The 25,608-nt window shown below is 70.0% G+C and carries 22 protein-coding genes; 14 read left to right on the top strand and 8 right to left on the bottom strand.

Going from position 1 to position 25,608, the window contains the following annotated elements:
* Positions 1-473 precede the first annotated feature (473 nt).
* Together L2C96_RS11495 and L2C96_RS11490 are read left to right on the top strand one after the other, a co-directional pair.
* Positions 474-884, top strand: coding sequence for a hypothetical protein (locus tag L2C96_RS11495; RefSeq protein ID WP_237336127.1), 411 nt, complete (start codon positions 474-476; stop codon positions 882-884).
* 161 nt (positions 885-1,045) lie between these two features.
* On the top strand, positions 1,046-1,786 hold the full coding sequence (locus L2C96_RS11490; RefSeq protein ID WP_237336126.1) for a lysyl oxidase family protein: 741 nt from the start codon (positions 1,046-1,048) through the stop codon (positions 1,784-1,786).
* Positions 1,787-1,798: 12 nt separating this feature from the next.
* Here L2C96_RS11490 and L2C96_RS11485 read toward each other — a convergent pair whose 3' ends face one another.
* The 5 genes from L2C96_RS11485 to adh form a co-directional block, all read right to left on the bottom strand.
* Positions 1,799-2,176 (bottom strand): hypothetical protein, encoded by a 378-nt coding sequence (locus L2C96_RS11485; protein ID WP_237336125.1) that lies wholly within the window; start codon positions 2,174-2,176, stop codon positions 1,799-1,801.
* Positions 2,177-2,316: 140 nt separating this feature from the next.
* Complete coding sequence (locus L2C96_RS11480; protein ID WP_237336124.1) at positions 2,317-2,802, bottom strand: hypothetical protein; 486 nt, start codon at positions 2,800-2,802, stop codon at positions 2,317-2,319.
* Between the two features lie 38 nt (positions 2,803-2,840).
* On the bottom strand, positions 2,841-4,706 hold the full coding sequence (locus tag L2C96_RS11475; protein ID WP_237336123.1) for a propionyl-CoA synthetase: 1,866 nt from the start codon (positions 4,704-4,706) through the stop codon (positions 2,841-2,843).
* 11 nt (positions 4,707-4,717) lie between these two features.
* A complete protein-coding gene (locus L2C96_RS11470; RefSeq protein ID WP_027936068.1) occupies positions 4,718-5,086 on the bottom strand; it encodes a DUF779 domain-containing protein in 369 nt (122 codons plus the stop codon).
* 2 nt (positions 5,087-5,088) lie between these two features.
* Positions 5,089-6,612 (bottom strand): aldehyde dehydrogenase, encoded by a 1,524-nt coding sequence (gene adh / locus L2C96_RS11465; protein ID WP_237336122.1) that lies wholly within the window; start codon positions 6,610-6,612, stop codon positions 5,089-5,091.
* Between the two features lie 160 nt (positions 6,613-6,772).
* On the opposite strand from adh, the gene L2C96_RS11460 reads away from it, so the two are divergent.
* A complete protein-coding gene (locus L2C96_RS11460; RefSeq protein ID WP_237336121.1) occupies positions 6,773-8,266 on the top strand; it encodes a GAF domain-containing protein in 1,494 nt (497 codons plus the stop codon).
* Here L2C96_RS11460 and L2C96_RS11455 read toward each other — a convergent pair.
* The gene (locus tag L2C96_RS11455) at positions 8,263-9,132 is read right to left on the bottom strand and encodes an MIP/aquaporin family protein (protein ID WP_237336120.1); all 870 of its coding nucleotides are present in this window, start codon (positions 9,130-9,132) and stop codon (positions 8,263-8,265) included. The two genes, L2C96_RS11460 and L2C96_RS11455, sit on opposite strands and share 4 nt — an antisense overlap.
* An 852-nt stretch (positions 9,133-9,984) precedes the next feature.
* Between L2C96_RS11455 and L2C96_RS11450 the strand changes: the two genes are divergently transcribed.
* The 8 genes from L2C96_RS11450 to L2C96_RS11415 are packed head-to-tail and all read left to right on the top strand — an operon-like array spanning position 9,985 to position 16,602.
* A complete protein-coding gene (locus L2C96_RS11450) occupies positions 9,985-10,428 on the top strand; it encodes a diol dehydratase small subunit (protein ID WP_235716175.1) in 444 nt (147 codons plus the stop codon).
* On the top strand, positions 10,425-12,113 hold the full coding sequence (locus L2C96_RS11445) for a propanediol/glycerol family dehydratase large subunit (RefSeq protein ID WP_020419374.1): 1,689 nt from the start codon (positions 10,425-10,427) through the stop codon (positions 12,111-12,113). Before L2C96_RS11450 ends, L2C96_RS11445 begins: the two co-directional genes overlap by 4 nt.
* Before the next feature lie 11 nt (positions 12,114-12,124).
* On the top strand, positions 12,125-12,715 hold the full coding sequence (locus L2C96_RS11440; protein WP_020419373.1) for a propanediol/glycerol family dehydratase medium subunit: 591 nt from the start codon (positions 12,125-12,127) through the stop codon (positions 12,713-12,715).
* A gap of 5 nt (positions 12,716-12,720) precedes the next feature.
* Positions 12,721-14,556: a diol dehydratase reactivase subunit alpha gene (locus L2C96_RS11435; protein WP_020419372.1), complete on the top strand. Its 1,836-nt coding sequence runs from the start codon at positions 12,721-12,723 to the stop codon at positions 14,554-14,556.
* Positions 14,556-14,867 (top strand): glycerol dehydratase reactivase beta/small subunit family protein, encoded by a 312-nt coding sequence (locus L2C96_RS11430; protein WP_020419371.1) that lies wholly within the window; start codon positions 14,556-14,558, stop codon positions 14,865-14,867. The genes L2C96_RS11435 and L2C96_RS11430 overlap by 1 nt, the downstream gene beginning before the upstream one ends.
* Positions 14,868-14,877: 10 nt before the next feature.
* The gene (locus L2C96_RS11425; RefSeq protein ID WP_020419370.1) at positions 14,878-15,297 is read left to right on the top strand and encodes a GlcG/HbpS family heme-binding protein; all 420 of its coding nucleotides are present in this window, start codon (positions 14,878-14,880) and stop codon (positions 15,295-15,297) included.
* Positions 15,298-15,310: 13 nt separating this feature from the next.
* Positions 15,311-15,697 carry a VOC family protein gene (locus L2C96_RS11420; protein ID WP_020419369.1) on the top strand — a complete coding sequence of 129 codons (387 nt, stop codon included), beginning with the start codon at positions 15,311-15,313 and terminating at the stop codon, positions 15,695-15,697.
* Positions 15,694-16,602 carry a class I SAM-dependent methyltransferase gene (locus tag L2C96_RS11415; RefSeq protein WP_237336119.1) on the top strand — a complete coding sequence of 303 codons (909 nt, stop codon included), beginning with the start codon at positions 15,694-15,696 and terminating at the stop codon, positions 16,600-16,602. Before L2C96_RS11420 ends, L2C96_RS11415 begins: the two co-directional genes overlap by 4 nt.
* Here the strand turns inward: L2C96_RS11415 and L2C96_RS11410 are convergent, their stop codons facing one another.
* The gene (locus L2C96_RS11410) at positions 16,603-16,968 is read right to left on the bottom strand and encodes a hypothetical protein (protein ID WP_237336118.1); all 366 of its coding nucleotides are present in this window, start codon (positions 16,966-16,968) and stop codon (positions 16,603-16,605) included.
* Positions 16,969-17,331: 363 nt separating this feature from the next.
* On the opposite strand from L2C96_RS11410, the gene L2C96_RS11405 reads away from it, so the two are divergent.
* Together L2C96_RS11405 and L2C96_RS11400 are read left to right on the top strand one after the other, a co-directional pair.
* Positions 17,332-21,357, top strand: coding sequence for a PDDEXK-like endonuclease domain-containing protein (locus tag L2C96_RS11405; protein WP_237336117.1), 4,026 nt, complete (start codon positions 17,332-17,334; stop codon positions 21,355-21,357).
* Between the two features lies 1 nt (position 21,358).
* Positions 21,359-22,231, top strand: a complete 873-nt coding sequence (locus L2C96_RS11400) for a hypothetical protein (RefSeq protein ID WP_020419365.1) — start codon at positions 21,359-21,361, stop codon at positions 22,229-22,231.
* Between the two features lie 24 nt (positions 22,232-22,255).
* Here L2C96_RS11400 and L2C96_RS11395 read toward each other — a convergent pair whose 3' ends face one another.
* Positions 22,256-23,434 (bottom strand): PucR family transcriptional regulator, encoded by a 1,179-nt coding sequence (locus L2C96_RS11395; protein WP_237336116.1) that lies wholly within the window; start codon positions 23,432-23,434, stop codon positions 22,256-22,258.
* 176 nt (positions 23,435-23,610) lie between these two features.
* Between L2C96_RS11395 and L2C96_RS11390 the strand changes: the two genes are divergently transcribed.
* Positions 23,611-25,593 carry an MMPL family transporter gene (locus L2C96_RS11390; RefSeq protein ID WP_237336115.1) on the top strand — a complete coding sequence of 661 codons (1,983 nt, stop codon included), beginning with the start codon at positions 23,611-23,613 and terminating at the stop codon, positions 25,591-25,593.
* Positions 25,594-25,608: the final 15 nt, after the last annotated feature.

Here is a 25,608-nt window from a genome sequence, read left to right as displayed (position 1 = left end):
GTCAGCAGTGTTCGGCGAAGTTCGTCGGGGTCGGGGCAGCACTCCGGGATTTCGCAGCGCCGGTCGAGGTCCCACGCCCAGTGAGGCCGCCGCGCGAAGGTGCGCTCCCAGGTCAGCAGCGCTCGGGCGACGTCGATGTGACGGGTGCGTTCGAGGCGAGCCATCCGGGCCTGCCCGCCCGCGGAGATGCCTGGGACGACCGCTTCGTGTGGCCGACGCCGACGGGGAGCGTCAGCGCGGACCTGGCTCGGCGACCTACGCGCCATCGCCCTTTCGGAAGATCGACATCCCGGGATCGTACCTCAGGCGCCGAAACGCTCCCTGCGCAGCGAATACGGCGGCCGTGTCGTCCGCCAGCACCACCGGCCCCGGGCTCCGCACCAGACCTGCGCGGTGGTGGGCAGAGGTGATTTCGCCACGTGGGTCCGGAGTCGCACGTTCTCCAGCATTGCCGGGGCGGATAGTGTTTTCCGGTGGACGAGATCGACTGGCAGCCCGTGCTCCAGGCGGGCGGGCGCGTGCTCGGTCTCGACTGCCAGGGGCGGTGGGTGCTCGGTGACGGGTGGGGGCGCGTCCAGCCGTTGGACTGGCTCGTGCCCCTGCTGCCGATGCTCGAGCTCCACTACGCCGAGGTCGAACGCGCGACCGCCGGGGTGCCTGCTGACCCGCCGTGGGAGGAACTGCTGCGTCTCGCGCTGACCAGTGGCAGCGACTACTGGTCCGCCCGTGCCCTGGACTGGCTCGAAGGCGGTCATCCGGTCTCCGCGTTGCTGGGCGTCCTCGACGAGGTCGGCAGAACCGGCGCGACGCAGCGGATACGGCACCGCGCACGGCGACTCTGGAAGGACGCGAACCAGGGCCTGGAGTCCTCTTCGGCCGAATAAGCACCGTGCTGCGGGTCATCACCGTGCTTGGCCCGCAATCTTGCTGTCCGCCCGGCGGGCGCAGCGTCTGTGGAGGCAATAAGATCGTCTGGCGTCGATGTCGATGTGGCCGAGCGCGGTGTGCGTTTCCGGCAACCGCTGACTGTTGCCGGAGGTAAACCGTGCTCCGCCGGATCGGGCTGCTTGTGCTGGCGGCTCTCCTGTTCGTCCCCGGGGTCGCGTCCGCCGAGGAGGAGTTGCGTCCCGACCTCGGCATGGCGCCGCTCAGCGACGTGAAGGTCACGACGAGCCCGGCAGGCCAGCAGCAGCTCCGGTTCTCGGCGACGATCGTGAACGTGGGGCGGGGGCCGTTCGAGGTCGCGGCGTCCCGCGTGTCCGTGGACGCGCCGTTCCGGGTCGTGCAGCGGGTCTCGCGGGCGGATGGCTCGCGGGCGGACGTGGGCGTTCCGGCCGGGCTCGTGTACGGCGGCGACGGGCACGACCACTGGCACATCCGCGACCTCGAGACCTACCAGCTCGTGCGGCTGGACGGCGGCGTGGTGAGCGTGGCCGCGAAGGCCGGGTTCTGCTTCTACGACACGAACTCCTACCGGCGCTCCCTGCCCGGCGCCCCGCGGTCCAAAGTGTACTCGGAAAGCGGTTGCGGGGACCGCGGTTCGCTCACGGTGACGATGGGGCTGTCCGTCGGGTGGGCGGACCGGTACGCGTCGACGCTGCCGGACCAGTTCGTGGACATCACCGGCCTCCCCGACGGCCACTACCGGCTCATCGCCACGGCCGACGCGCAGGGGCACTTCACCGAGGCGGACCGCACCAACAACGCGACGTGGGTGGACCTCTCGCTGACCAGCCGGAAGGGCCGGCCGTCGGTGCGCGTCCTCGCGCACGGCCCGACCGCCTGAACGGCTCCGGTCTCAGACGCCGAACCGCCCGCGGGCTTCGGCCGCCTCGTCGCCGGTCAACCAGCTGATCGCGAATTCCCGTCCGTAGCAGTCGAAGGTGCCGGAGGACAGTTCGGCCACGGCGTCCTCGGTGTACATCCAGCCGCCGTCGGTGTGGAGCCATTCGCCGTCGGTGAGCACCTCGGCGAACCAGTCGAGCCTCTCGACGCCCGCCGACCAGGTGCGGCGCCACCAAGGCCCGCGCGCCTCGTACCAGACCTGCGTGAGCAACAGCAGGTAGCCCGCCGTCCGGCCCTCCGAGTCGAGCAACCGCGCGACGCGGTCGCGGTAGGGAACCAGCCGATGATCGATGACAGCCGGCGAGTTGGCAATGTGGGTCCGCAGTCGCACCCGACCAGTATGCGGTGGGGGAGGACGTTTTCCGGCCTGGTTTTCGGACGTTGGCTTTCCGGTACCGGCGCCGCCTCCGTGGGAGTGGCCGACGACGGCCACTCGAACCACCGGCTGGTCGACTTCCTCGAGCGGGGCGGTCACGTGGTTCGGCGACTCCACGCCAGCGCGGCGTGCAATTCGGTGAGGGCGGTGCGTACTTCGGCCGCCGAACGGAGAGATCGGGGGTGGTGCGGTCGGATGAAGCCGATGTCCGTTTCCACGGGTGGGCCTGTGCTCGTGATGATCCAGATCGTCCACGCCTCAGCCACGGGTTGGGCCACCACGTATCGGCGGAGTTCGAACCCCACCACGTCGCGCCACGGCTTCGTGCAGGTCCGCGTCAGCGTGCAGTACCGGACGCCCTCCGCGCCCACGTGCACGCCGACCCGGCTCAACCGGAAACCCAGCACGCTCCAGCCGGCGAAGAAGACCATCGCCGCTACCGCGCCGGGCATCGACCCGACCTCACTGCCGCCGAAGAGGAGGACGCCGCCGACCAGCGTTGTCAACCCCGGTCCGATCCACACGAACACCCCGTAGACGACCCTCCAGGGGTGCGGGCAAACCCGCCGCCAGCCCGTCATCTCCGGATTGTCAACCCGGCGCCGCCCGTTGTCGAGTTTCAGCCGTCTGCTGACAGCACCTCGCGCAGTTTCTCCAGCACCGCGGGGTCCTCGATGGTCGACGGCACCGCCTCGTCGCGGCCTTCGGCTATCGCTCGCATCGACTTGCGCAGGATCTTGCCCGATCGCGTCTTCGGCAGCGCATCCACGACCGTCACCGAGCGGAACGCCGCCACCGCGCCGATGTCCCGACGCACCGCGGCCACCAGCTCCTCCTCCAGGCCCTCCGCGGACGCGCCCGCCTTCAGCACGACGAAACCCCGCGGCAGCTGGCCCTTCAACGAATCCGCCACCCCGACCACGGCGCACTCCGCCACCGCCGGATGCGCCGCCAGCACGGCTTCCATCGCGCCCGTCGACAGCCGGTGACCTGCCACGTTGATCACGTCGTCGGTCCGGCCCATCACGAACAGGTAGCCGTCCTGGTCGACGAAACCACCGTCGCCGGTCAGGTAGTACCCGGGATACCGCGACAGGTACGACGACACGTACCGCGAGTCGTCGTTCCACAAACCCAGCAGCGTGCCCGGCGGCAGCGGCAACCGGACGCACACCGCGCCCTCCGCGCCGCGCGGCAACTCCTCGCCGGACTCCGCCAGAATCCGCACGTCGTAACCGGGCATCGGCACGCTCGGCGAGCCCGGCTTCAACTGCAAGGGCTCCAGCCCGCGCGGGTTGGCCGCGATCGCCCACCCCGTCTCGGTCTGCCACCAGTGGTCCACCACCGGCACCCCGAGCCGCGCCGTCGCCCAGTGGTACGTCTCGGGATCCAGCCGCTCGCCCGCCAGGAACAACGTCCGCAGCGTCGGCATGTCCCGCAGCAACTCACCCGACGGATCCACCTTCTTGATCGCCCGCACCGCCGTCGGCGCGGTGAACAGCGCCTTCACCCCGTACGACGAGACCACCCGCCAGAACGCGCCGGCGTCGGGCGTGCCGACCGGTTTTCCTTCGTACAGCACGGTCGTCGCGCCCACCAGCAGCGGTCCGTAGACGATGTAGGAGTGCCCGACGACCCACCCGACGTCGGACGCGGTCCACCACACGTCGCCCGGCCCGATGTCGTAGATGTTCGCCATCGACCAGGCCAGCGCGACCGCGTGCCCGCCGTTGTCCCGCACCACGCCCTTCGGCTTGCCCGTCGTGCCGGACGTGTACAGCACGTACAACGGATCCGTCGCGGCAACCTCCACACAGGACACTGGCGAAGCGTTCGCCACCAGACCGGCCCAGTCGTGCTCGCCCGGCCGCAGCGCAGCCTGCACCTGTTCCCGCTGGAAGACCACCACCTGGGGCGACTCGCCGGACAGCGCGATCGCCTCGTCGACGATCGGCTTGTACTCGATCACCCGCGTCGGCTCGATGCCGCACGAACCGCACACCACCACCTTCGGCCGCGCGTCGGCGATCCGCACGGCCAGCTCCTTCGGCGCGAACCCGCCGAACACCACCGAGTGCACCGCACCCAGCCGCGCGCACGCCAGCATCGCGATCACCGCCTGCGGGATCATCGGCAGGTACAGCACCACCCGGTCGCCGCGCTCGACGCCCAGCCCGCGCAGCGCTCCGGCGAACCGGGATACCTCGTCCAGCAACTCCGTATAGGTGAAGCGGGCCGACGAACCGGTGACCGGCGAGTCGTAGATCAGGGCGACGCAATCACCGTACCCGGCGGCGACGTGCCGGTCCAGCGCGTTGTAGCAGGTGTTCAGCCTGCCGCCGGGGAACCACCGGTACCAGGGCGGGCGCTCGGCGTCCAGCGCGCGATCGGGCTGCCGCGTCCAGCTGATCGCCGATGCGGCGGAGGTCCAGAAACCCTCCGGATCACGCAGACTTTCCTCGTAGACGCCGGCGTACCCGCCCATGCCCCGTCCTCTCAGTCCAGTTCGGACAACTCTTCGTCGGTCAGCAACCGCGACCGGATCAGGAACCGCACACCCTCCGGGGCCTCCAGCGAAAACCCGCTGCCCCGGCCGGGAACCACGTCGATCGTCAGGTGCGTGTGCCGCCAGTACTCGAACTGCGCGGCCGACATCCACACCGGGATCGGGGCCGGCACCCCGGCGACCGCGAGGTCGCCGAGGTGCACGTCGGATCCGCCGGTGCGGAACTCCCCGGCCGGGTAGCACATCGGCGCGCTGCCGTCACAGCACCCACCGGACTGGTGGAACATCAGCGGACCGTGCTGTCCGGTCAGCCGTCGCAGCAGGTCCGCGGCGGCGTCGGTGAGATCCACCCGGCTCATGATCAGAAGAACCCCTGCGCGTTCGGCGAGTACGACACCAGCAGGTTCTTCGTCTGCTGGTAGTGGTCGAGCATCATCTTGTGGGTCTCCCGCCCGATGCCGGACTGCTTGTAGCCGCCGAACGCCGCGTGCGCCGGGTAGGCGTGGTAGCAGTTCGTCCACACGCGACCGGCCTGGATCTCGCGGCCGGCGCGGAACGCGGTGTTGCCGTCGCGCGACCAGACACCCGCGCCCAGCCCGTACAGCGTGTCGTTGGCGATCTTGATGGCGTCGTCGTAGTCGTCGAACTTCGTGACCGACACGACCGGGCCGAAGATCTCCTCCTGGAAGATCCGCATCTTGTTGTCACCGGCGAACACGGTCGGCTGGATGTAGTAGCCGCCGGCCAGCTCGCCGCCGAGGTCGGCCTTGCCGCCACCGGTGAGGACCTCCGCGCCCTCCTGCTTGCCGATGTCGATGTAGGACAGGATCTTCTCGAACTGGTCGTTCGAGGCCTGCGCGCCGATCATCGTGTCGGTGTCCAGCGGGTGGCCCTGCTTGATCTTCTCGACGCGCGCCACGCCGTCGGCGAGGAACCGGTCGTAGATGGACGACTGGATCAGCGCGCGCGACGGGCAGGTGCAGACTTCGCCCTGGTTGAGGGCGAACATCGCGAAGCCCTCCTGGGCCTTGTCGTAGAACGCGTCCTGCTCGGCCGCGACGTCGGCGAAGAAGATGTTCGGGCTCTTGCCGCCCAGCTCCAGCGTGACGGGGATGATGTTCTCGCTGGCGTACTGCATGATCAGGCGGCCGGTGGTGGTCTCACCGGTGAAGGCGACCTTGCGGATGCCCTTGTGCTGGGCCAGCGGCTTGCCGGCCTCGACGCCGAACCCGTTGACGACGTTGATCACGCCGGCCGGGACGACGTCCGCGATCAGGCTCAGCAGCACGTGGATCGACGCCGGGGTCTGCTCGGCGGGTTTGAGGACCACGCAGTTGCCCGCCGCGAGCGCGGGCGCGAGCTTCCAGGTGGCCATCAGGATCGGGAAGTTCCACGGGATGATCTGGGCGACCACGCCGAGCGGCTCGTGGAAGTGGTAGGCCACGGTGTCCGCGTCGACCTGGGAGATGCCGCCCTCCTGGGCGCGGATGGCGCCGGCGAAGTAGCGGAAGTGGTCGATCGCCAGCGGGATGTCGGCGGCCAGGGTCTCCCGGACCGGCTTGCCGTTCTCCCACGACTCGGCGACCGCGAGCTTCTCGAGGTTGGCTTCCATCCGGTCGGCGATCTTGAGCAGCACGGCGGCGCGCTCGGCGGGGGAGGTGCGACCCCACGCGGCGGCGGCGCCGGTGGCGGCGGCGACCGCGCGGTCGACGTCCTCGGCCGTGCCGCGCGCGACCTCGGTGAAGGTCTTGCCGGTGACCGGCGTCGGGTTCTCGAAGTAGTCGCCCTTCGCCGGCGGGACGTATTCGCCGCCGATGAAGTGGTCGTACCGCGGTTCGAACGCGACGACGCTGCCGGTTTCGCCCGGCGCGGCGTACTTCGTCATGAGCCTGCCTCCTGGATCGGTGTTCGGTGCGAACGGCTTCGGCGCACCGGGCGCCAAGCTAGGGAAGGCGACGTTGCAGCGTCGTTGCAACGGTTGCCGAACGCGGCAGGCGCCCGGCATGCTTTCGGTGCCCGTTCCGTCGACGACGCCGGAGTGCTCAATGGACGCCGAAACCGTGACCGACGCCCCGACGGCGCTGCACCTGGCGTCGGACCCGCTGGCGCAGTTCGAGGTGCTGCAACAGGTTCGCGAAGCAACTCTGAGTGGTGACCGCGCGCAGTTTTCACCCCGTCCGGTGATTTCCGAGTCCTGGCAACGCTCACTCGCCGCGCACATCGATCCGGACGATTTCCGTCCGCCGATCGTCTACGCGCCGGACGAGGTGGCCGACGTCCGCGACGCCCACCCGTTGCACGCCGTTCTGCCGACGTTGCGCGAACTGCTGGGCAGCATCGCCGACGAGTCGCGGCACGTCATGATCGTCACCGATGCCGAGGGCACGATCCTGTGGCGGGAGGGGCCCGCCAACCTGTGCAGCCAGGCGGACCCGGTCGGGCTGTGCGAGGGGACCGGCTGGTCCGAGCGGGCGATCGGCACCAACGCGATGGGCACCGCGCTCGCCGTGGACGCCCCGGTGCAGATCTACTCTGCCGAGCACCTGGTGAAGACCTACCACGGCTGGACCTGCGCGGCCGCCCCGATCCACGACCCGGACACCGGCGACCTGCTCGGCGCGATCGACGTCAGCGGGCTGCTGGACACGCTGCACCCGGCGACGGTTTCGCTGGTCAACGCCACCGCGCAGCTCGCCGAGAGCCACCTGCGGCGGCGGATGGAGTGGCTGGACGGCCAGTTGCTGACGAAGAACATGCCGCACCTCGCGCGGCTGCGTGGCGAACCGGGCGCGTTGCTCACCCCGACCGGGCGGGTGATCGCGGCCGACCGGCTGGGGCGGCTGCCGAAGCGGGTCGCGGTGGACGCCGACCGGGTGCTGCTCGACGACGGCCGGGAGGCGCACGTCGAGCCGCTGCCGGAGGGGTACCTGCTGCGGCTCCGGACGACCACGGCCACCCGGCGGCCGACGCTCGAACTGTCGTTCCTCGGCGACAACCCGGCCGCGGTGATGAACGGCCGCGCGCTGCCGCTCACCCTGCGCCGCGCGGAGATCCTCGCGCTGCTCGCGCTGCACCCCGCCGGGTTGACCGCCGAGCAGCTGGCGTTGCAGCTCTACGGCGACGACGGCAACCCGACGACCGTGCGGGCGGAGATCCACCGGTTGCGCGGGCAGCTCGGCGGCGACGTCATGCGGGCCAAGCCCTACCAGCTTCGTGCCGAGGTGGAGGCTGATTTCCTGCGTGCGCGGCGGGCGTTGAACACCGGTGACGTCGCCGCGGCCGTCGCGGCCTGCCCGGCGCCGTTGCTGAACCGGTCGGACGCGCCCGCGATCCGAGCCGAGCGGGAGCAGCTGGTCGCCGCCGTGCGCACCGCGGTGCTCGGCCACGCCGATCCGGACGTGCTGTGGACCTTCGCACAGAGCGAGACCGGCCGGGACGACGTCGAGGTGTTCGAGCACCTCACCCGCCGCCTGCCCGCCGACGACCCCAGGCGGGCCGTGGCGTCGGCCCGCCTGGAGTGGCTACTCGGCGAGGACTAGCCGACGAACTTCTCCTCGGCGACCTGCCGCGCGTGCAGCACGTCGCCGATGAAGAAGTCGTACAGCAGCGCGCCGACGACGGCGCCGACGAGCGGCCCGGCGATCGGCACCCACAGGTAGGGGTCCATCGCCGTGTCGCCCCAGCCGGCGAAGAACGCGAACAGCCGCGGCCCGAAGTCGCGTGCCGGGTTGATCGCGTAGCCGGCGTTCGCGCCGTAGGACAGCCCGATCGCGGCGACCGTGAACCCGATCAGCAGCGGCCCCATCTTCGGGGAGACCGCCTTGTTGCGGGCGTCGATCAGGGCGAGCACCACCACGAGCAGCACGGCCGTGCCGACGACCTGGTCCAGCAGCGGGCCGAACCAGCTGGTGAAGTACGGCGCCGGGACGGTCGCGAAGATCGAGAACGTCGCCTCGCTCTTCGGCGTCCCGGCCGCGGTGTCGAACGCGCTGATCGCCGGGTGGTAGACGGCGTACACGAGCGCGGCACCGGTGAACGCGCCGGCCAGTTGCGCGCCGCAGTAGCCGGGCACCTTGCGCCACGGGAACCGCCGCCGCACGGCCATCGCGAGCGTCACGGCGGGGTTGAGGTGCGCCCCGCTGACGCCACCGGCCACGTAGACCGCGAAGGCCACGGCGAAGGCCCAGCCCCACACGATCAGCAGCCAGTCGCCGGTGCCCTGGAAGATCGTGGTGGCCCCGGCGGTGCGCCCGGAGCCGGGCAGGCCCGCGACGGCCATCGCCACGCAGGCGTCGCCGAGCGCGATGAGCAGGAACGTGCCGAAGAACTCGGCGAGCAGGTCGCCGCGGCCGCCGGTCAACCGGCTCAGGCCGGCGGGCCGGCGCAGGGGTGCCACATCGGTCACTGGGTCCTCCTTGACGCAGTACGGATGCCGGACAGGTTGCGAAGCCGCGGGTTGCACCGACGTTGCGCCGGCCGCAGTTCGCTCGGGTGGCCGGCTCGCTGGGTGGTGGCCAACACGCTGGCGGGGGTGGCCGCCCGCCGCACCTGCCGCAGCCTGCCGCGCCTGTCGGGGGCGGACCGCCCGCCGCCCGGAGCGGCGAGCCCGCCACCGGGAGGGATCGACACGGCCGCCGGTGCGGCTGTTGCCGCCTTCGGGGGGCGGCTCGCCGCCGGGTGGCCGGCTCCTCGCGGGCGCGGGGAACGCTGAGCCGGGGGTGGCCCGCTCGCCGGCGCAGCCATCGCCGCGTGGAGTGGGCGACTTGCCGCTCGGCGTGGCGATCGTCGGGAGTGGGGGGCTTGCCGCTTGGCGTGGCGATCGTCGCGTGGAGTGGGGGGCTTGCCGCTTGGCGTGGCCATCGCCGCGTGGAGTGGGGGACGTGCCGCTCGGCGTGGCCATCGCCGCGTGGAGTGGGGGACGTGCCGCTCGGCGCGGCGATCGCCGCGTGGAGTGGGGGACGTGCCGCTCGGCGTGGCCATCGCCGCCTGGAGTGGGCGGGTCCTCGCCGGTGCGCGGAGCCCTGCGCTCGGTGCCGCCATTGCCGCCCGGGCCGGGCGACTCGCCGCCCGCAGCGGCGAGCCCGCCGCCGAGAGCAGCCGCCACGGTGCCGGGTGTGCCCGCCGCCGGGTGGCGGGGTGCGGTTCCTCCGAGTGGGGTTCGTCGAGCCGAGTGGGGGTTCGCCGAGCCGGGTCGCCGCTCACCTCGGCCCGTGACGTGCAACGTTGATGCAACGTGACGCCGCTTACGGTCCGGCCCGTGACTACTCCGAGCCAGGTGGACCTCGACCCGGGCCGGGACTACCCGCTCGCGGCGCGGCGCCCCGAACTGCTGAAGACCCCGACCGGAAAACGCCTCGACGAGCTCACCATGGCGGCCGTGCTCGCCGGTGAGGTCGCGCCGGAGGACCTGCGCATCGCGCCGGAGACCCTGCGCCTGCAGGCCCAGATCGCCGAGCGTGTCGGCCGCCCGCAGCTCGCCCAGAACTTCCGCCGCGCGGCGGAGCTGACCGCGCTGCCCGACGAGCTGGTGCTGTCGATCTACAACTCGCTCCGGCCGCGCGCCTCCACCAAGGCAAAGCTCGGCGAGATCGCCGACGAGCTGGAGTCCAAGTACTCCGCGACGCTGTGCGCGCAGCTCGTCCGCGAGGCCGCCGACGTCTACGAACGACGCGACATCCTGGCACGGGAGGACGGCCGATGACGGGCGCACGACGGTCGAAGCGGACCGAGGCTCTGGAGCAGCGGCCGGTCAACCTCGACGGGTTCGTCGAGGAGTGGCCCGAGGTCGGCATGGTCGCGATGGACAGCCCGTACGACCCCGAACCGGGCGTGCGCGTCGAGGACGGCGTGATCGTCGAGATGGACGGCAAGCCACGGGCCGAGTTCGACTTCCTCGACCAGTTCATCGCCGACCACGCGATCGACGTCGAGGCCACCGAGCACGCGATGGCCGTGCCCGCAGTGGAGATCGCGCACCTGCTGGTCGACCCGCGCGCCACCCGGCAGGACGTGCTCGCCCTGACCCGCGGGCTCACCCCGGCGAAGCTGCTCGAAGTCGTCAAGACCATGAACGTGGTCGAGATGATGATGGCGCTGCAGAAGATGCGCGCCCGCCGCACGCCGGCGAACCAGGCGCACGCGACCAGCGCGCGGGACAACCCGGTGCAGGTCGCCGCCGACGCCGCGGAAGCCTCGCTGCGCGGCTTCCGGGAGCTGGAGACCACGCTCGGCGTCGTCCGGTACGCGCCGCTGGTGGCGATCGCGCTGCAGGTCGGCGCCCAGGCCGGCACGCCGGGCGTGCTGACCCAGTGCGCGCTGGAGGAGGCCACCGAGCTGGAGCTGGGCATGCGCGGGATCACCGCGTACGCCGAGACGATCTCGGTGTACGGCACCGAGCCGGTGTTCTGCGACGGCGACGACACCCCGTGGTCCAAGGCGTTCCTCGCCTCGGCCTACGCCTCGCGCGGCATCAAGATGCGGTTCACCTCGGGTACCGGGTCGGAGGTGCAGATGGGCAACGCCGAGGGCAAGTCCATGCTGTACCTGGAGATCCGCTGCATCCTGGTGACCAAGGGCGCCGGGGTGCAGGGCCTGCAGAACGGCTCGATCAGCTGCATCGGCGTGCCCGGCGCGGTGCCGGCCGGGATCCGCGCGGTGCTCGCGGAGAACCTGATCGCGAGCATGGTCGACCTGGAGTGCGCATCCGGCAACGACCAGTCGTTCTCGCACTCGGACATGCGCCGCGTCGCCCGGCTGCTGCCGCAGCTGCTGCCCGGCACCGACTTCGTCTGCTCGGGCTACTCGTCGACGCCGAACTACGACAACATGTTCGCGGGGTCCAATGTGGACGCCGAGGACTACGACGACTGGAACGTGCTGCAGCGCGACCTCCAGGTCGACGGCGGCCTGCGGCACGTGCCGGAGGCGGAGATCCTCGCCGCCCGCAACCGCGCCGCCCGCGCCCTGCAGGGCGTGTTCGCCCAGCTGGACCTGCCACCGATCACCGACAAGGAGGTCGAGGCAGTCACCTACGCGCACGGCAGCAAGGACCTGCCGCTGCGGGACGTGCTGGAGGACCTGAAGGCGGCGCAGTCGGTGATGGACCGCGGCGTGACCGGGGTGGACATCGTGAAGGCCCTGGACGGCGCCGGCTTCACCGACATGGCCGAGTCGCTGCTGGCGGTGTTGCGACAGCGCGTGTCCGGGGACCTGCTGCACACCTCGGCCATCCTGACACCCGAGCTGGAGACGTTGTCCGCGATCAACGACGTCAACGACTACGCCGGCCCGGGCAGCGGCTACCGGCCGACCGGGGCGCGCTGGGAAGAGATGAAGCGTCTGCGCCACGTGGTGAGCGCGCAGAACCCGGAGCAGGAAGTCGTCTGAGGAGGAGTGCCATGACGGACACCAGTGTGGGCAGCCGGCGCACGCTCACCCTCGACGAGCGCGGGCCTGCCGGGCCGGGCACGCGCAGCGACGAGGTAGTGATCGGGTTGTCGCCCGCGTTCGGCGACTTCTTCACCAAGACCATCGTGGACATCCCGCACGCCGAGGTGCTGCGCGAGCTGCTCGCCGGCATCGAGGAGCAGGGGGTGCACGCGCGGGTCATCCGGTTCCGCGGCGGCTCGGACCTCGCGGTGATCGCGCACGCGGCGGCGAAGCTGTCCGGGTCGGGCATCGCGGTCGGCGTGCTGTCCCGCGGGACCACCATGATCCACCAGAAGGACCTGGTGCGACTGTCCAACTTGGAGCTGTTTCCGCAGGCGCCACTGATGGACCTGGAGACCTTCCGCAAGGTCGGCCGCAACGCCGCCCGCTACGCGAAGGGCGAGTCACCGGAGCCGGTGCCCGCGCGCAACGACTTCATGGCCCGCCCGCGCTGGCAGGCGAAGGCGGCGCTGCTGCACATCAAGGAGACCGAGTTCGTGGTGCCCGGCGCCGGACCCGTCGAGCTGGACGTGCGGATCCAGCTGGCCGACGCGGGCTGATCGCCATGGCGCTCGTGGTTGGCGTCGACATCGGGAACTCGACCACGGAGGCCTGCGTCGCCGAGATCGGGCCGGGCGGGCGCGTGACGTACCTGTCCGGCGCGCTCACGCCGACGTCCGGGGTGAAGGGCACGACCGACAACGTGCCCGGGGTCGTCGAGGTCGTGCGGCGAGCCCTGTCGTCCGCCGGGCGGCCGGTGCGCGAGCTGAGCGCGGTGCTGGTCAACGAGGCCACGCCGGTGATCAGCGGGCTGGCGATGGAGACGATCACCGAGACGATCGTGACCGAGTCGACGATGATCGGGCACAACCCGGACACGCCCGGCGGTGCGGGACTCGGCGTCGGCGAGACCGTCGCGTTCGGATCGCTGCCGGACTGCGCACCGGGCTCGAAGGTGATCTGCGTGGTCGGGTCCGGAGTGGACTTCGAGGACGCGGCGGCGGGCATCAACAAGGCCGTCGCGCGTGGCGTCGAGGTCACCGGCGCGATCGTGCACGCCGACGACGCGACGTTGATCGCGAACCGGTTGTCCGCGCCGATCCCGGTGGTCGACGAGGTCACGCTGGTGGAGAAGGTGCCGCTCGGCATGCCTGCCGCGGTCGAGGTGGCCGAGCCGGGTCGGACGATCCGGACCCTGTCGAACTCCTACGGCATCGCGACCGTCTTCGACCTCGACGCCGAGCAGACGCGGATGATCGCGCCGGTCGCGCGGGCGCTGGTCGGCAACCGGTCCGCGGTCGTCGTGCGCACGCCGAGCGGGGACGTGACCGGCCGGCGCATCCCGGCCGGGAGCCTGACGTTGATCGGTGAGCAGGTCAAGCGGTCCGTGGAGATCGACGCGGGCGCCGCGGAGATCATGGCGACGTTGCGGCGGGTCCGGCCGCTGACCGACGCCACCGGCGAGGCGGGCACGCACGTCGGCGGCATGCTCGCGCGGGTCCGCGACACGATGTCCGAGCTGACCGGCACCGCGGTCGGCGCGGTGCGGATCCAGGACGTGCTGGCCGTCGACACGTTCGTGCCGCAGGAGGTGACCGGCGCGCTGGCCGGGGAGTTCGCGCTGGAAAACGCCGTCGCGCTGGCCGCGATGGTGCGCACCAGCCGCGGCCCGATGCGGCTGCTCGCCGAGAAGTTGCGTGAGGCGCTGGGTGTCGAGGTGCTGATCGGCGGGGTCGAGGCCGACATGGCGGTGCTCGGCGCGCTGACCACGCCGGGCACCGGGCGGCCGGTCGCGATCCTCGATCTCGGCGGCGGGTCCACCGACGCCGCGGTGGCCGGGGACGGGGTGGTGCGCTCGGTGCACCTGGCCGGGGCAGGCGACCTGGTGACGAAGCTGATCGACTCCGAGCTCGGCCTGGACAACCGCGAGCTGGCCGAGGACATCAAGAAGTACCCGCTGGCCAAGGCCGAGAGCTTCTTCCACGTGCGGATGGAGGACGGCACCGCGCGGTTCTTCGACGAACCGCTGCCCGCGGAGGCGTTCGCGCGGGTGGTCGTGTTGTCCGACGCTGGGATGCGACCGGTGCCGACGCGGCACAACCTGGAGAAGATCCGCCAGGTGCGGCGCTCGGCGAAGCACAAGGTGTTCGTGGTCAACGCGTTGCGCGCGCTGGAGCAGGTCGCGCCGGGCGGCAACCTGCGGCAGATCGGGTTCGTCGTGGTGCTCGGCGGGTCCGCATTGGACTTCGAGATCCCGGACATGATCGCGGAAGCGGTGGCCGGGATGGGGATCGTGTGCGGCACGGGCAACGTGCGCGGCAGCGAGGGGCCGCGCAATGCGGTGGCGACCGGGCTGGTCGCGAGCCACGCGCTGGACGTTTCGCTGGAAACGGCGGGCTGATGCAGGGGCCGGCGGTGGTGGTGCGGTGCCTGGACGTGACTTCGCCCGCGCTGCGCGAGATCCGTGCCGGGATGGAGGAGGAGGGCGTGCCGCTGGTGGTCGAGGAGGTGTCCGAAGGGGACGCTGTTGATCTCGGTTATGCAGCTGCTCGACTGTCCTCTTTGGATGTGGGGATCGGCGTCGCGGACGAGGTGTGCGTCCACCACGCCAAACGCCCGGCCGGTTCCCCCGCGCTGACCGGGTCGCTGTCCAGCGCGCGGGTGCTCGGACACAACGCGGCCCGCATGGTCGTCGGGATTCCGCTCAAGTGAAGGAGAAAACGTGGCACCACGTCTCGCACTGGCCGATGCCCAGCCGGTTCTCGAAGCCGCGCTGGCGAAGGCCGAGGAGATCGGGCAGCCGATGAACGTGGCCGTCGTCGACGACGGTGGGCACCTGATCGCGTTCGCCCGGCAGGACGGCGCGATCCTGGGCAGCATCGACATCGCGATCCGCAAGGCGCGCACGGCCGCGCTGCTGAAGATGACGACGGCTCAGCTGGGCGAGGCGGCGGCGCCCGGCGCGCCCTTGTACGGGATCGAGGTGACCAACGGCGGGCTGGTCATCTTCGGCGGCGGGATCCCGCTGGTGCGGGGCCGGGAGGTGGTCGGGGCCGTCGGGGTCAGTGCGGGCTCGGTCGAGCAGGACACCGAGGTGGCCGAGGCGGGCGTGGCGGCCTTGCCGAAGCGGGGGCGCCGCTGACAGAGTCCGGGGCATGACGGTATGGCCGATCCTGCACTACGACGACACGTCGGCGGCGCTGCGGTTCCTCGTCGACGTCCTGGGGTTCACGGAGGAGGTCGCCGCCCGGGACGACGACGGTGACGTGGTGCACGCCGAGGTGAGCTGGCCCGGCGGCGGGCGGCTGGTGTTCGGCGGGACGAAACACGTGGAGAGCGTGCACGGGCGGATGCGCGCGGGCAGCAACGCGGTGTACGTCGTGACGGACGACGTGGCGGGCGTGTACGAGCGGGCGCGGGCGGCGGGTGCTTCGGTCCTGGAGCCGCCGCAGCACGCCCGGTTCGGTTCCGGGGCCGAGTCGCTGATCTGCACGATCGAGGATCCGGAGGGCAACCTCTGGACCTTCGGCACGTACCGGTGAGCCGGGAGATCCGCTCGCTGGAGGACGTGCTGCGGCTGCTGGACGGGATGGTGGCGCCGGGCGTCCGCGGCGGTGGGTCGGACGGTTTCCACGCGGACCGGGATGTGCCGTTCGGCGCGGACAAGCCGGACGAGAACCTGGTGGCCTGGATCGAGGGCGGCCTGATCGAGCCGGGGCGCGCGCTGGACGTGGGCTGCGGAGCGGGGCGCAATGCCCGGTACCTGGCCGCGCAGGGCTTCGACGTGGACGCGGTCGACATATCGCCAACCGCGATCGAATGGGCGGTTGGGGAGCCCGGTGTGCGGTTCCACTGCGGGAGCATCTTCGAGGTGTCCCTCCGCGGGGCGTACGACCTGGTCTACGACTCCGGGTGCTTCCACCACCTGCCGCCGCACCGCCGGCTGAGCTACGTGGACATGCTGCGGCGGTCGCTGGCGCCTGGCGGCTATTTCGGCCTGGTCAGCTTCGGCGACGGCGGTGCCGCGTTGTCCGACTCGGAGGTGTACGAGCAGGGCAGCACGGGCGGCGGGCTGGCGTATTCGGCGGCGGACCTGCGCGAGATCTTCGGCGAGCTGGACGTGGTCGAGCAGCGGGACATGGCGGAGCAGCCGGAGGACTCGGAGCTGTTCGGGAAGTCCGGCCTGCGGACGGCGCTCTTCCGCGCCCGGGGGCGGCGGGCGCGGGAGGACCGCGCCACGGTGCTGCGCGGGCTGCTGACGATCTACGACCAGCGCCACGACCTGGTCGACGCGCTGTGGGAGGCGACGGACCCGCAGGCGGCGGTGCAGGAGGTTCTCGGCGTCAGCGAGCTACAGGCGCGGGCGATCCTGGACCTGCAGCTGCGCCGCCTGACGTCGTGGCAGCGGGACTTGCTGCGCGAGGACTTGGCGCGGCTGGAGGAGTAGTCAGCACTCGCTCTTCGGGAGGTAGCCCTGCTCGCAGGCGTACTCGCGCTGCAGGTCGCCCGAGGTCTTGCCGCGGCCTGGACCGCCGGGGTCGAGGTAGCCCTGGTACTCGGGGCACTTCGGGTTGAACCGGCCCGCCTTGACAGCCCGCTGGCCGCAGCCGGGTCCGCTGTCCGCACGCGGTGAGCGCCTGGTCGTCGTGTGGGTGGACGAATTCGGCGGTGGTGCCACCGGGGTCGGCGAGGGCGGCGGGGTCGCCACCCGCGGCGAAGTGGTGGACGGCGCGGACATGGACGTCGACGGCGGTGCGGACGTGGCCGGCGGCGCGGCAGGCTTCTCGCCGCAGGCACTCGCGGCGAGGACCACAGCTGCCACCAACCCGGCGACGCGCGCTTTCACACCTGTGAATCGCAACCACCGCGGCCGCCGTTAAGCGAGAGACCATCGCAATTTGAAGACCTGCGGTATCTCATGCTGTGGGCTGAACGGCCACAACGTCGCGTCCATTCAGGTGATTCCAACGCCGATCAGTGACATCGGGAGCCGATGGCGCGATCTCCACTCGCGGTAACACCGTGGCCGCTTGTGGACGCTGGCGAGTAGGGGGCAAAGGGGCTTCCCCGCGCGCAGATCCTCTGGCATTCTGTAGGGCTCGTCGGGGGACGGCGGGCCCTGGAGCCAAGTGCTACCCAGGCCGTAAGCCCGTCTTCGCGAGGGAGATGCAGCGGAATGACCGCGCAGGTGGATACCCGCCGACTGACCGTTGTCGCAAACAAGGTCGGCGAGTGGCGGAAGAGGCTGATCGACCTAAGTCACCGCAATACGTTGCTCTACTTCCGAGACACGAAAACCGCGACCCTCGATTTGAGTCAGGCCGATGCCGAGGCGCTCGCCGCGCTCGAATCCGGCGCCAAGGTGAGGCTGCGTGCGCTCGTGCCCGATGAGGAACTGCATCGGGATGCTTGTCAACGAGCGCGGAACCTGAGCCGCAAGATACGCATCTTCGATGAGGAACAGGGCATCGATGTCGGGCGGGTTGCCTTCGGGCTGGTGCGGGCCTCGGCTCGTCGGAACGGGCAGGGCAGTGTTCCGGCGCTTCGAGCTCCCTTGCTCCTCCGGCCACTCGTGTTGACTTCAAGGACCGCGGCCGACAGTGATTTCACGCTTGCCTTGACCGATGAGGCCGAACTGAACCCCGTCCTGATCCACGCGCTGGATGAGCACTACGGCCTGGAGGTCGAAGGACTCGAGGACGTCCTCGAGTCGGCTGCTGACGGGACCACCGGCGTGGAGCTCGCTGAGAGGCTGCACGCGCGATTAGCCGATGCTGCCGCTGCTCACGGCATTGAGTTCACGTTCGAACGCGCGGTGGTCGTCGGTACCTTCAACTACGTCAAACTTCCGATGGTCGAAGATCTCGCGAACGCCACCGAACTGCTGACCTCGCATGACCTCGTCGCCGCACTTGCCGGGTTCGAGCCGGCGAAGCAAGCGCTGATCGCCGACGCCGGAGAGTTCCACACGCCGGGCGTCGACGAGCTCGATCCCGCTGACGAGTACCTCGTCCAGGACGCCGATTCGTCACAGCACCGCGCGATCATGACCGCACTGGGCGGGCAGCACCTCCTGGTGGAAGGTCCGCCTGGCACTGGCAAGAGCCAGACCATCGCGAACATCATCGCCGGTGCGGCGGCGACAGGGAAGAAGGTGCTGTTCGTAGCGGAGAAGCGGGCCGCCATCGAAGCGGTGCTCAACAGGCTCGCCGACGTCGGGCTGGATGGTCTCGTCTTCGACCTGCACCAGCAGAACGCTTCGAAACGGGAGATCGCGCAGCAACTCGCGCAGAGCCTCGACCGCGTCGCCAAAGAACCGCCCGTCGACACCGAGGAGCTGCATGAACGCCTCGTGGCGTCCCGGCAGCGTCTCCTCGACCACTCCCGTGAGCTGCACCTGCGCCGGGACCCGTGGAACATCAGCGCATACGAGGTCCGCTCCGAATTGCTGGACACACCGGACAACGGCGTGCCTGGTGTGTTCCGCGGCGCCCGCCTGCAGGCGCTGAACGCGGCCACGGTGCGCGAAGTCGAACGAAGGTTGAAGGACTTCGTCGAACTCGATGGTTTGCGGATCCTGCGCGGAGACACCCCCTGGGCAAACGCGGACGTCCGAACCGAGGACGATGTGCGCAAGATCCTGGTCGAGCTCGATCAACTCGCCGACGGGACGTTGCGGCGCGGCCAGGACGGGATGCACCGCCTGCTTCGGCAAACAGGGCTGGCCGCTCCCCAGGACATCGAGAGCTGGGAGCACGTCCTCCGGCTGCTCGACGACGTCTCGAAGAGCGTCGAGGCCTTCGGGCCGGAAATCTTCGGGGCACACCTCGATGCGTTCCACTGTGCTACCGGTGATCGGAAAGTCCGCGATCGGTACGCGCCGCACCTGACCCTGTCCTGGAAGCAACGTCGCGCGCTGGTGAAGCAACTCAGGTCGATGTCCCGCCACGGGCTGGTGAAGCGCCCGGCGTTGCACAGCGCGGTCACCCAGGTCCTCGAGCAGCGCGGCCGCTGGCATCGTCTGGGCGGACAGCACACTGTGCCCGCGCAGGTGGTCGGACTCGACGAAGTCATGCGCGATTATCAAACTCTGCGGACACAGCTGGCAGCGGTCGCGGCTTCCGCTCGACGCCCTGATCTGACTCCCGGTCCGGCGCACGAAGTCGAGCACAAGCTCGATGAGCTACGCGGCGACGGCCAGATGCTGTTCCGGATGCCGGCGTTGAACGCGCACCTGCAATTCTTCCGGCAACTGGCGCTCGATGACCTGTTGGCTCAGATCGCCCAGCGGAACATGACCGCCGAGCAGGCGTGGCAGACCTTCCGACGTGCTTGGCTGAAGTCTCTGGATGACGAGTTCAAGATCCAGTCAAGGGAGCTCGGGCAGTTCGTCCCCGATCGTCAGGACCGAGCCGCCGATGATTTCCGCGCGGCGGACACACGTCACCGGGCGCAGGCCGCTCGTCGGGTGCGGCGGCAGGTCGCGCGCATGGCGAGGCAGGCCGGTGACGCGTATCCGGAGCAGGCACGCGTGCTACGGCAACAGGCGAGCCGGAAGAGCCGGCACATGCCCACCCGCAAACTCGTCCAGCAGGCGTCGGATGTGCTGCTGTCTCTCCGGCCGTGCTGGGCGATGTCGCCGCTGGTCGTGAGCCGGATGCTTCCGGCCGAGCGGCTCTTCGACCTGGTCGTGTTCGACGAGGCGAGCCAAATCCAGCCGCACGACGCGATCACGGCCATCATGCGCGGTGAGCAGTTGGTGGTCGCCGGTGACGAGAAGCAGTTGCCGCCATCCACCTACTTCGAGCGGATCCTCGCCAGCGAGGACGGGGATGATGACGAGGACGACCTCGGTGACTACGAATCTATCCTGACCGCGTTGCGATCCGTCATCCCGACGACCCAGATGCTGAGGTGGCACTACCGGAGTGCTGACGAGCGCTTGATTTCCTTCTCCAACCGCGAGATCTACCGGGATGCGCTGGTGACCTTCCCTGGCCCGGCGAAGGACAATCCCGTCACACTGGAATTGGTGAACGGCGAGGCATCGCCAGGTCAGGACGGCTCTGCGCCTGCCGAGGTGGACCGGGTCGTCGAGCTGATCATGAACCACGCGCGGACGCGGCCTCACGAAAGCCTCGGTGTGATCACACCTGGTGAAAAGCACCAGGCCCGAATCGAACGCCGGCTGGCGCAAGCTCGTCGTGAGAACCCTGAGCTGGAGGAGTTCTTCTCAGAAGAGGTGGAACTCACCCGCCGGTTCTTTGTCAAGAACCTGGAGAGCGTTCAGGGCGACGAGCGCGACGCGATCATCCTCAGCCTGGGCGTGGCGCGCAGCGCTTCGGGGCGGATCAACCGGACGAGCTTCGGTTTGCTGAACCGGAAGGGCAGCGAGCGCCGGGTGAACGTAGCTGTTACGCGGGCGAAGAACCGGATGACCGTGGTCGCCTCATTCTCGTCCGCCGACCTCGACCCTTCGCCCGACGTCACGGGAACCGAACTTCTGCGCCGCTATCTGGACTTCGCTGAGCGGCTCGGGCGGATTGAACAGGTGGGTTCGCTGGGCAATCGGCCGCTGAACGGCTTTGAGCGCTCCATCCACGACGCCTTGATCGAACGTGGCGTGCCGGTCTATCCGCAATGGGGATTCTCGGATTACTGGATCGATTTCGCGCTGGGGCATCGCGACCATCCCGGACGTATGGTGCTTGCTGTCGAAGCCGACGGTGATCGATACCATCGCGCTCCGTCAGCTCGGGACCGGGACCGTCTGCGGCAGGCGCACCTGGAAAAACTCGGCTGGCGCTTCCACAGGTTGTGGTCGTCGGCTTGGTTCGCCGATCCCGCCAAAGAGACTGAGCGAATCATCGCGGCCTGGCAGCAAGCGATGGATGAAGCCGACGCGCCGGTGGAGGAGGAGCCCGTCCCGGACGACGACATCCAGCTCGCCGAGGAGGTTTCGGTCACGCGGGGTCCACGGCCCCGCGTCATTCCGGGGCTGTCGATCCAGCAGTACACGGAACGTCAGCTCGTCGACGTGTGCCGGTGGCTGATGACCGATCGCCTGCATCTCAGCCGTGACGAGCGGTTGACCCAGGCGATGACCGAGCTGGGTTTCCAGCGCCGCGGCCCGCGGATCGTTGAACGACTCACTGCCGCGATCGATGTCGCACAGAGGCTGGCTGACCAGGAGGAGAACTGAGATGGTTCCGTTGGACCCGCGGACGCTCGATCGTCTGGCGAAGATCATCGTCGATATCGGCGGTCCTTATGAACGCAAGGGTTATGAACTCGAGGAGCTGCTGCGGAACGCGCAGTGGGAGGACGTGCCTGATTACGATGGCTCGCCGCGAGTGCCGTGGCTCCGGGAACAACTGGAGAAGCGGCGCGAGAACCTGGCCGAGATCGAACGTCTCCTGTGCCGGCTTTGTGACCCCGTCGAGTATGACGATGGTGAGGTCAGCGCGAATGAGTTCCGTGAGGTTGTCAACGCGAGACTCGAACCGGAAGGTCTTGTCGTCACGCTGGTTGGCGGTCGGCCGGTCGTCGGGCAGGCGGGCTCGGACGGATCTGCACCGACCTTCGCCGAACCACCGGATCTTCGCGGCAGGCTGGAGAAGCTGATCAGTGACCCGGCGACTGTGGAGGTGCTGATGGGCAGGGTCGAGGAGACCCGAATCTGCTTCTCGAACGGCGCCTACCGGATGGCGACGATCGGCATCGGAACGTTCATCGAAGGGTTGCTGCTCTCGGTCCTCCTCGAGCGTGACGATGACCTGCGGACGAACGGTTTTCCGGACGTACGTCAGCGGATCCCTGCGGAAAAGCGCTCGGGAAAGCGCGTTTCTGCGGACTTCGCGTCCATGGAACTGCTGATCGACACCGCGTTCGTCAAGGACTGGGTGCAGCTCGACGCCACGACATTCGCGCACACCGTGCGTGACTTCAGAAACTTCATCCACCCGCGCAAGGAGCTGGCCGAGCAGCCGCGGTTCGACGGAGATACGGTCATGCTCTGCTGGGGTCCCGTCCAGGCGCTGCTCAACGACCTGGAGCACAGCCTGCCTCCGGTGTGAGCCGCGTGCAGCGACATCGCCCCGCTACTCCGGCTTCGTGCCGAGCAAGTGGTGCGCCTCCAGCGTGATTTGCATCTTCAGCCGCTCCTGGGGGTCGCCCAGGCGGGCTCCGAACAACTCCGTCAGCTGCGCCACTCGGTACCGCACCGTTTGCGGGTGGATGTCCAGCAACCGGGCGATCTCCAGGGTGGCTCCGTTGCACTTGAGCCACGCCAGGAGCGTCTCGGCCAGCCGTAGCTGCTGCTTCGCCGTCAGGGATGCGAACGGGGCCAGCACCCGGGCCGACAACTCGTCCAGCAGGAAACGTTCCTGCAGCAACCACAGCGTCGTCAGGTGGTCCGCCGCATGCACCACCTGCGCGGCCGGGATCACGCCACCTCTCATCAACTCCAGCGTGCGTCGCGCCCAGTGGAGGGACGTTGCGGCGTCCGAGAGCCGTACGCGGGGGCCCACGGCTGCCCGCCAGTGGGGCATTTCCGGCAGGTCCCGGGACGGGTCCGGCGTGATCAGGCACGGCTCGGCGCCTTCCAGGTCCAGCAACACGTCGTCGCCGAGGGTGGGAGCGAACTGCTCCTCCGTCAGCGGCTCCAGCGCGACCACGGTGACCCACTCGGGCAACCTCCACTGCGCTGCCTCCGCCATCGACGCCACCGCCGCGGGCGATGACGGTGGCGTCGCAAGGATCAGCTCCAGCAGCCGGCGCCGCCGCCGCTCCAGCGTGCCCGTCGCACGTGCCTGTGCCAGCGTGTAACCCTCCACGGAGTACGACGAAATCTCGTCCACGTAAGCGAAGATCGCTTCCGCGCTCACGCACAGCATCGGCACCGGCAACCGCATCGACTGGCCGAAGTTCGACACGTACCGCCAAGCCGCCTGGCCGCCAGCGCGGTACGCCGCCTGCAACGAGTTCAGGCTCCCGCCGTCGTGGTAGACGCGCTTGCCGACCTCGTGGAACAACTTGCCCCAGCGGTCCGGTGTGGACCGCGTGTCCTCGATGCTGTCCAGGCAGCTCACCACCGCCTGTTCGATGGCCCGCACGATCACCTCGCCGAACTGCCCCTCCAGCGGCTTGGCGTACTCGGGCACCGCGTGCTGGATCTCGTCGAGGATCCTCGTCGCCAGCCGGTCCGCGTGCGGGCGGAACCGCCGGGCGAGCTCCGCGGGCAGCGAGAGCCACAGTCGCCGTGCCTGACCGGTCGCCATGTCCCGAATCAACGCACATCCGCCCACACCACGCAACGCTCGCCCGCCGACACTGTCACGCCTGAACGCACCCGCCGCGGAAAATGTGTCACCGGCAAGCGAAAAACCTCGTCACCCCTGTTCCCGCGCGGACGCCGTTGTTAGCTTGGCGCTCCGGCCAGGTTGGGAGGAGGTGGATGGCAGGACTCGCGTCACGGTGCTTCCGGCACGCGCCCTGGGTGATCGCGTTGTGGTTGCTCGCCCTCGCCGGTCTCGTCCTGGCCGCGCAACACGCCGGCGCCGCGTACCGGGACACGGTCGCGTTGCCTGCCGCGGACAGCACCCGCGCCGCCGAGCTGTTGCCCAAGGGCGACATCGAACGCGTGGTCGTCACCGCCCCGGGCACGATCGACGCGGCCAGGGACCGGATCGAACCGCTGCTCCGCGATCTGTCCGATTTGGACCGCGTCGTCCAGGTGGTTTCCCCCTACGGAGCACCGGAACTGGTGTCGGCCGACCGGCGCACCGCGGTGATCCTCGTCAGCTTCGACGCCCCCGCCGACCGACTCGGACCCGAACTGGCCCGCGAACTCATCGAAACCGTACGAACGGACGACCTGACCGTCGGCGTCTCGGGACAACTCGCCGCGATGACGGTCGGCGCGCCCAACCTCGGCAACGCCGGCATCGGCCTGCTCGCGGCCGCGATCGTCCTGCTGATCACGTTCGGCTCGCTCACCTGCGTGGTGCTGCCGGTCGTCACCGCGGCGGTGTCGGTCGGGTCCGCGCTGGCCGTGGTCGTGCTGCTGTCACACGTGCTGACCGTGCCGAAGATCAGCACCGAGATCGCCGCGCTGCTCGGCCTCGGCGTCGGCGTGGACTACGCGTTGTTCGTGCTCACCCGCTACCGGCAGGGGCTGCGCGAAGGCCTGCCACCGAGAGCGGCGCTGGAACGCGCGGCCGACACCTCGGGCCGCAGCGTGGTCTTCGCCGGGGTCACGGTGTGCGTGTCGCTGGCCGGGATGTTCACCGTCGGCATGGCGTTCCTGGACGGCATCGCCATCACGTCCGCGGTGTCGGTCGGCCTCACCATGCTCGCGGCGCTCACGCTGCTCCCGGCGCTGCTGCGGCTCACCGGCATGCGGAAGCTGCCCCGGCATTCCGCGCCCGGCCGCGGCTGGGCCGGGCTGGCACGCTCGGTCACCCGTCGGCCTGCGCCCTACGCGATCGCCGCGGTGCTGGTCATCGCGGTGCTGGCGGCGCCGGCGCCGGCGCTGGGACTGCGGCTGGGCATGCCCGGGGCAGGCCACGATCCGCCCGGCAGCCCGACGAAGGTCGCCGACGAGCTGCTCGCCGAGGGTTTCGGCCCCGGCGCGAACGGCCAGCTGGTCCTCGTCGCCGAGCGGCCCGATCCGGTGGCCGCCGAGGCCCTCCGCGAGATCGTCGCCACCAGAGCGGACGTCTCGCCGGGACCGGTCCTCACGGTCACGCCCCGCACCGGCCCGGACGACCCGGCCACCGCGGAACTCGTGGGATGGCTGCGGGAGGTCGCGGGTCCCGGCTGGCACGTCGGTGGCGCGGTCGCCGTGCAGACCGACTTCTCCGCCGCGGTGACCAGCAGGTTGCCGCTCTTCCTCGCCGCCGTCGTGGCGATCTCGGTGTTGCTGCTGGCACTGGTGTTCCGCAGCGTGCTGATCCCGCTGACCGCGGCGGTGATGAACCTGCTCACCGCGGGCGCGACGATCGGCGTCGTGGTGGCGGTGTTCGGCGGCCCGATCGAGCCGTACCTGCCGGTGTTCCTGTTCGCGGGCCTGTTCGGGCTGTCGATGGACTACGAGGTCTTCCTGATCTCCCGCATCCAGGAGGAATGGCGCCGCACCGGGCACACGCGCACCGCGATCGTCGACGGGCTCGTCTCGACCGGGCGCACCATCACCGCGGCCGCGTTGATCATGGCGCTGGTGTTCGCGGCGTTCGCGTTCGTGGACAGCCGGGTCGTGCGCGAGGCGGGTGTCGGGCTCACCGTCGCGGTGCTGCTGGACGCGGTCGTGATCCGCTGCCTGCTCGTGCCCGCGGTCATGGTCCGGCTCGGCGCGGCGAACTGGTGGCCATCGCGCCGTCGTGAGCATCCGGTCGCGCCGATCCCTGACGCACGTGACAAAGCCGGGTGGATCCATTGAACGCCAAGGGTTTGA

It is taken from the genome of Amycolatopsis tucumanensis (assembly GCF_021654135.1).
In the GTDB taxonomy this organism is placed as follows: domain Bacteria; phylum Actinomycetota; class Actinomycetes; order Mycobacteriales; family Pseudonocardiaceae; genus Amycolatopsis_E; species Amycolatopsis_E tucumanensis.
This window is presented reverse-complemented; position numbering and strand designations above follow the sequence as displayed.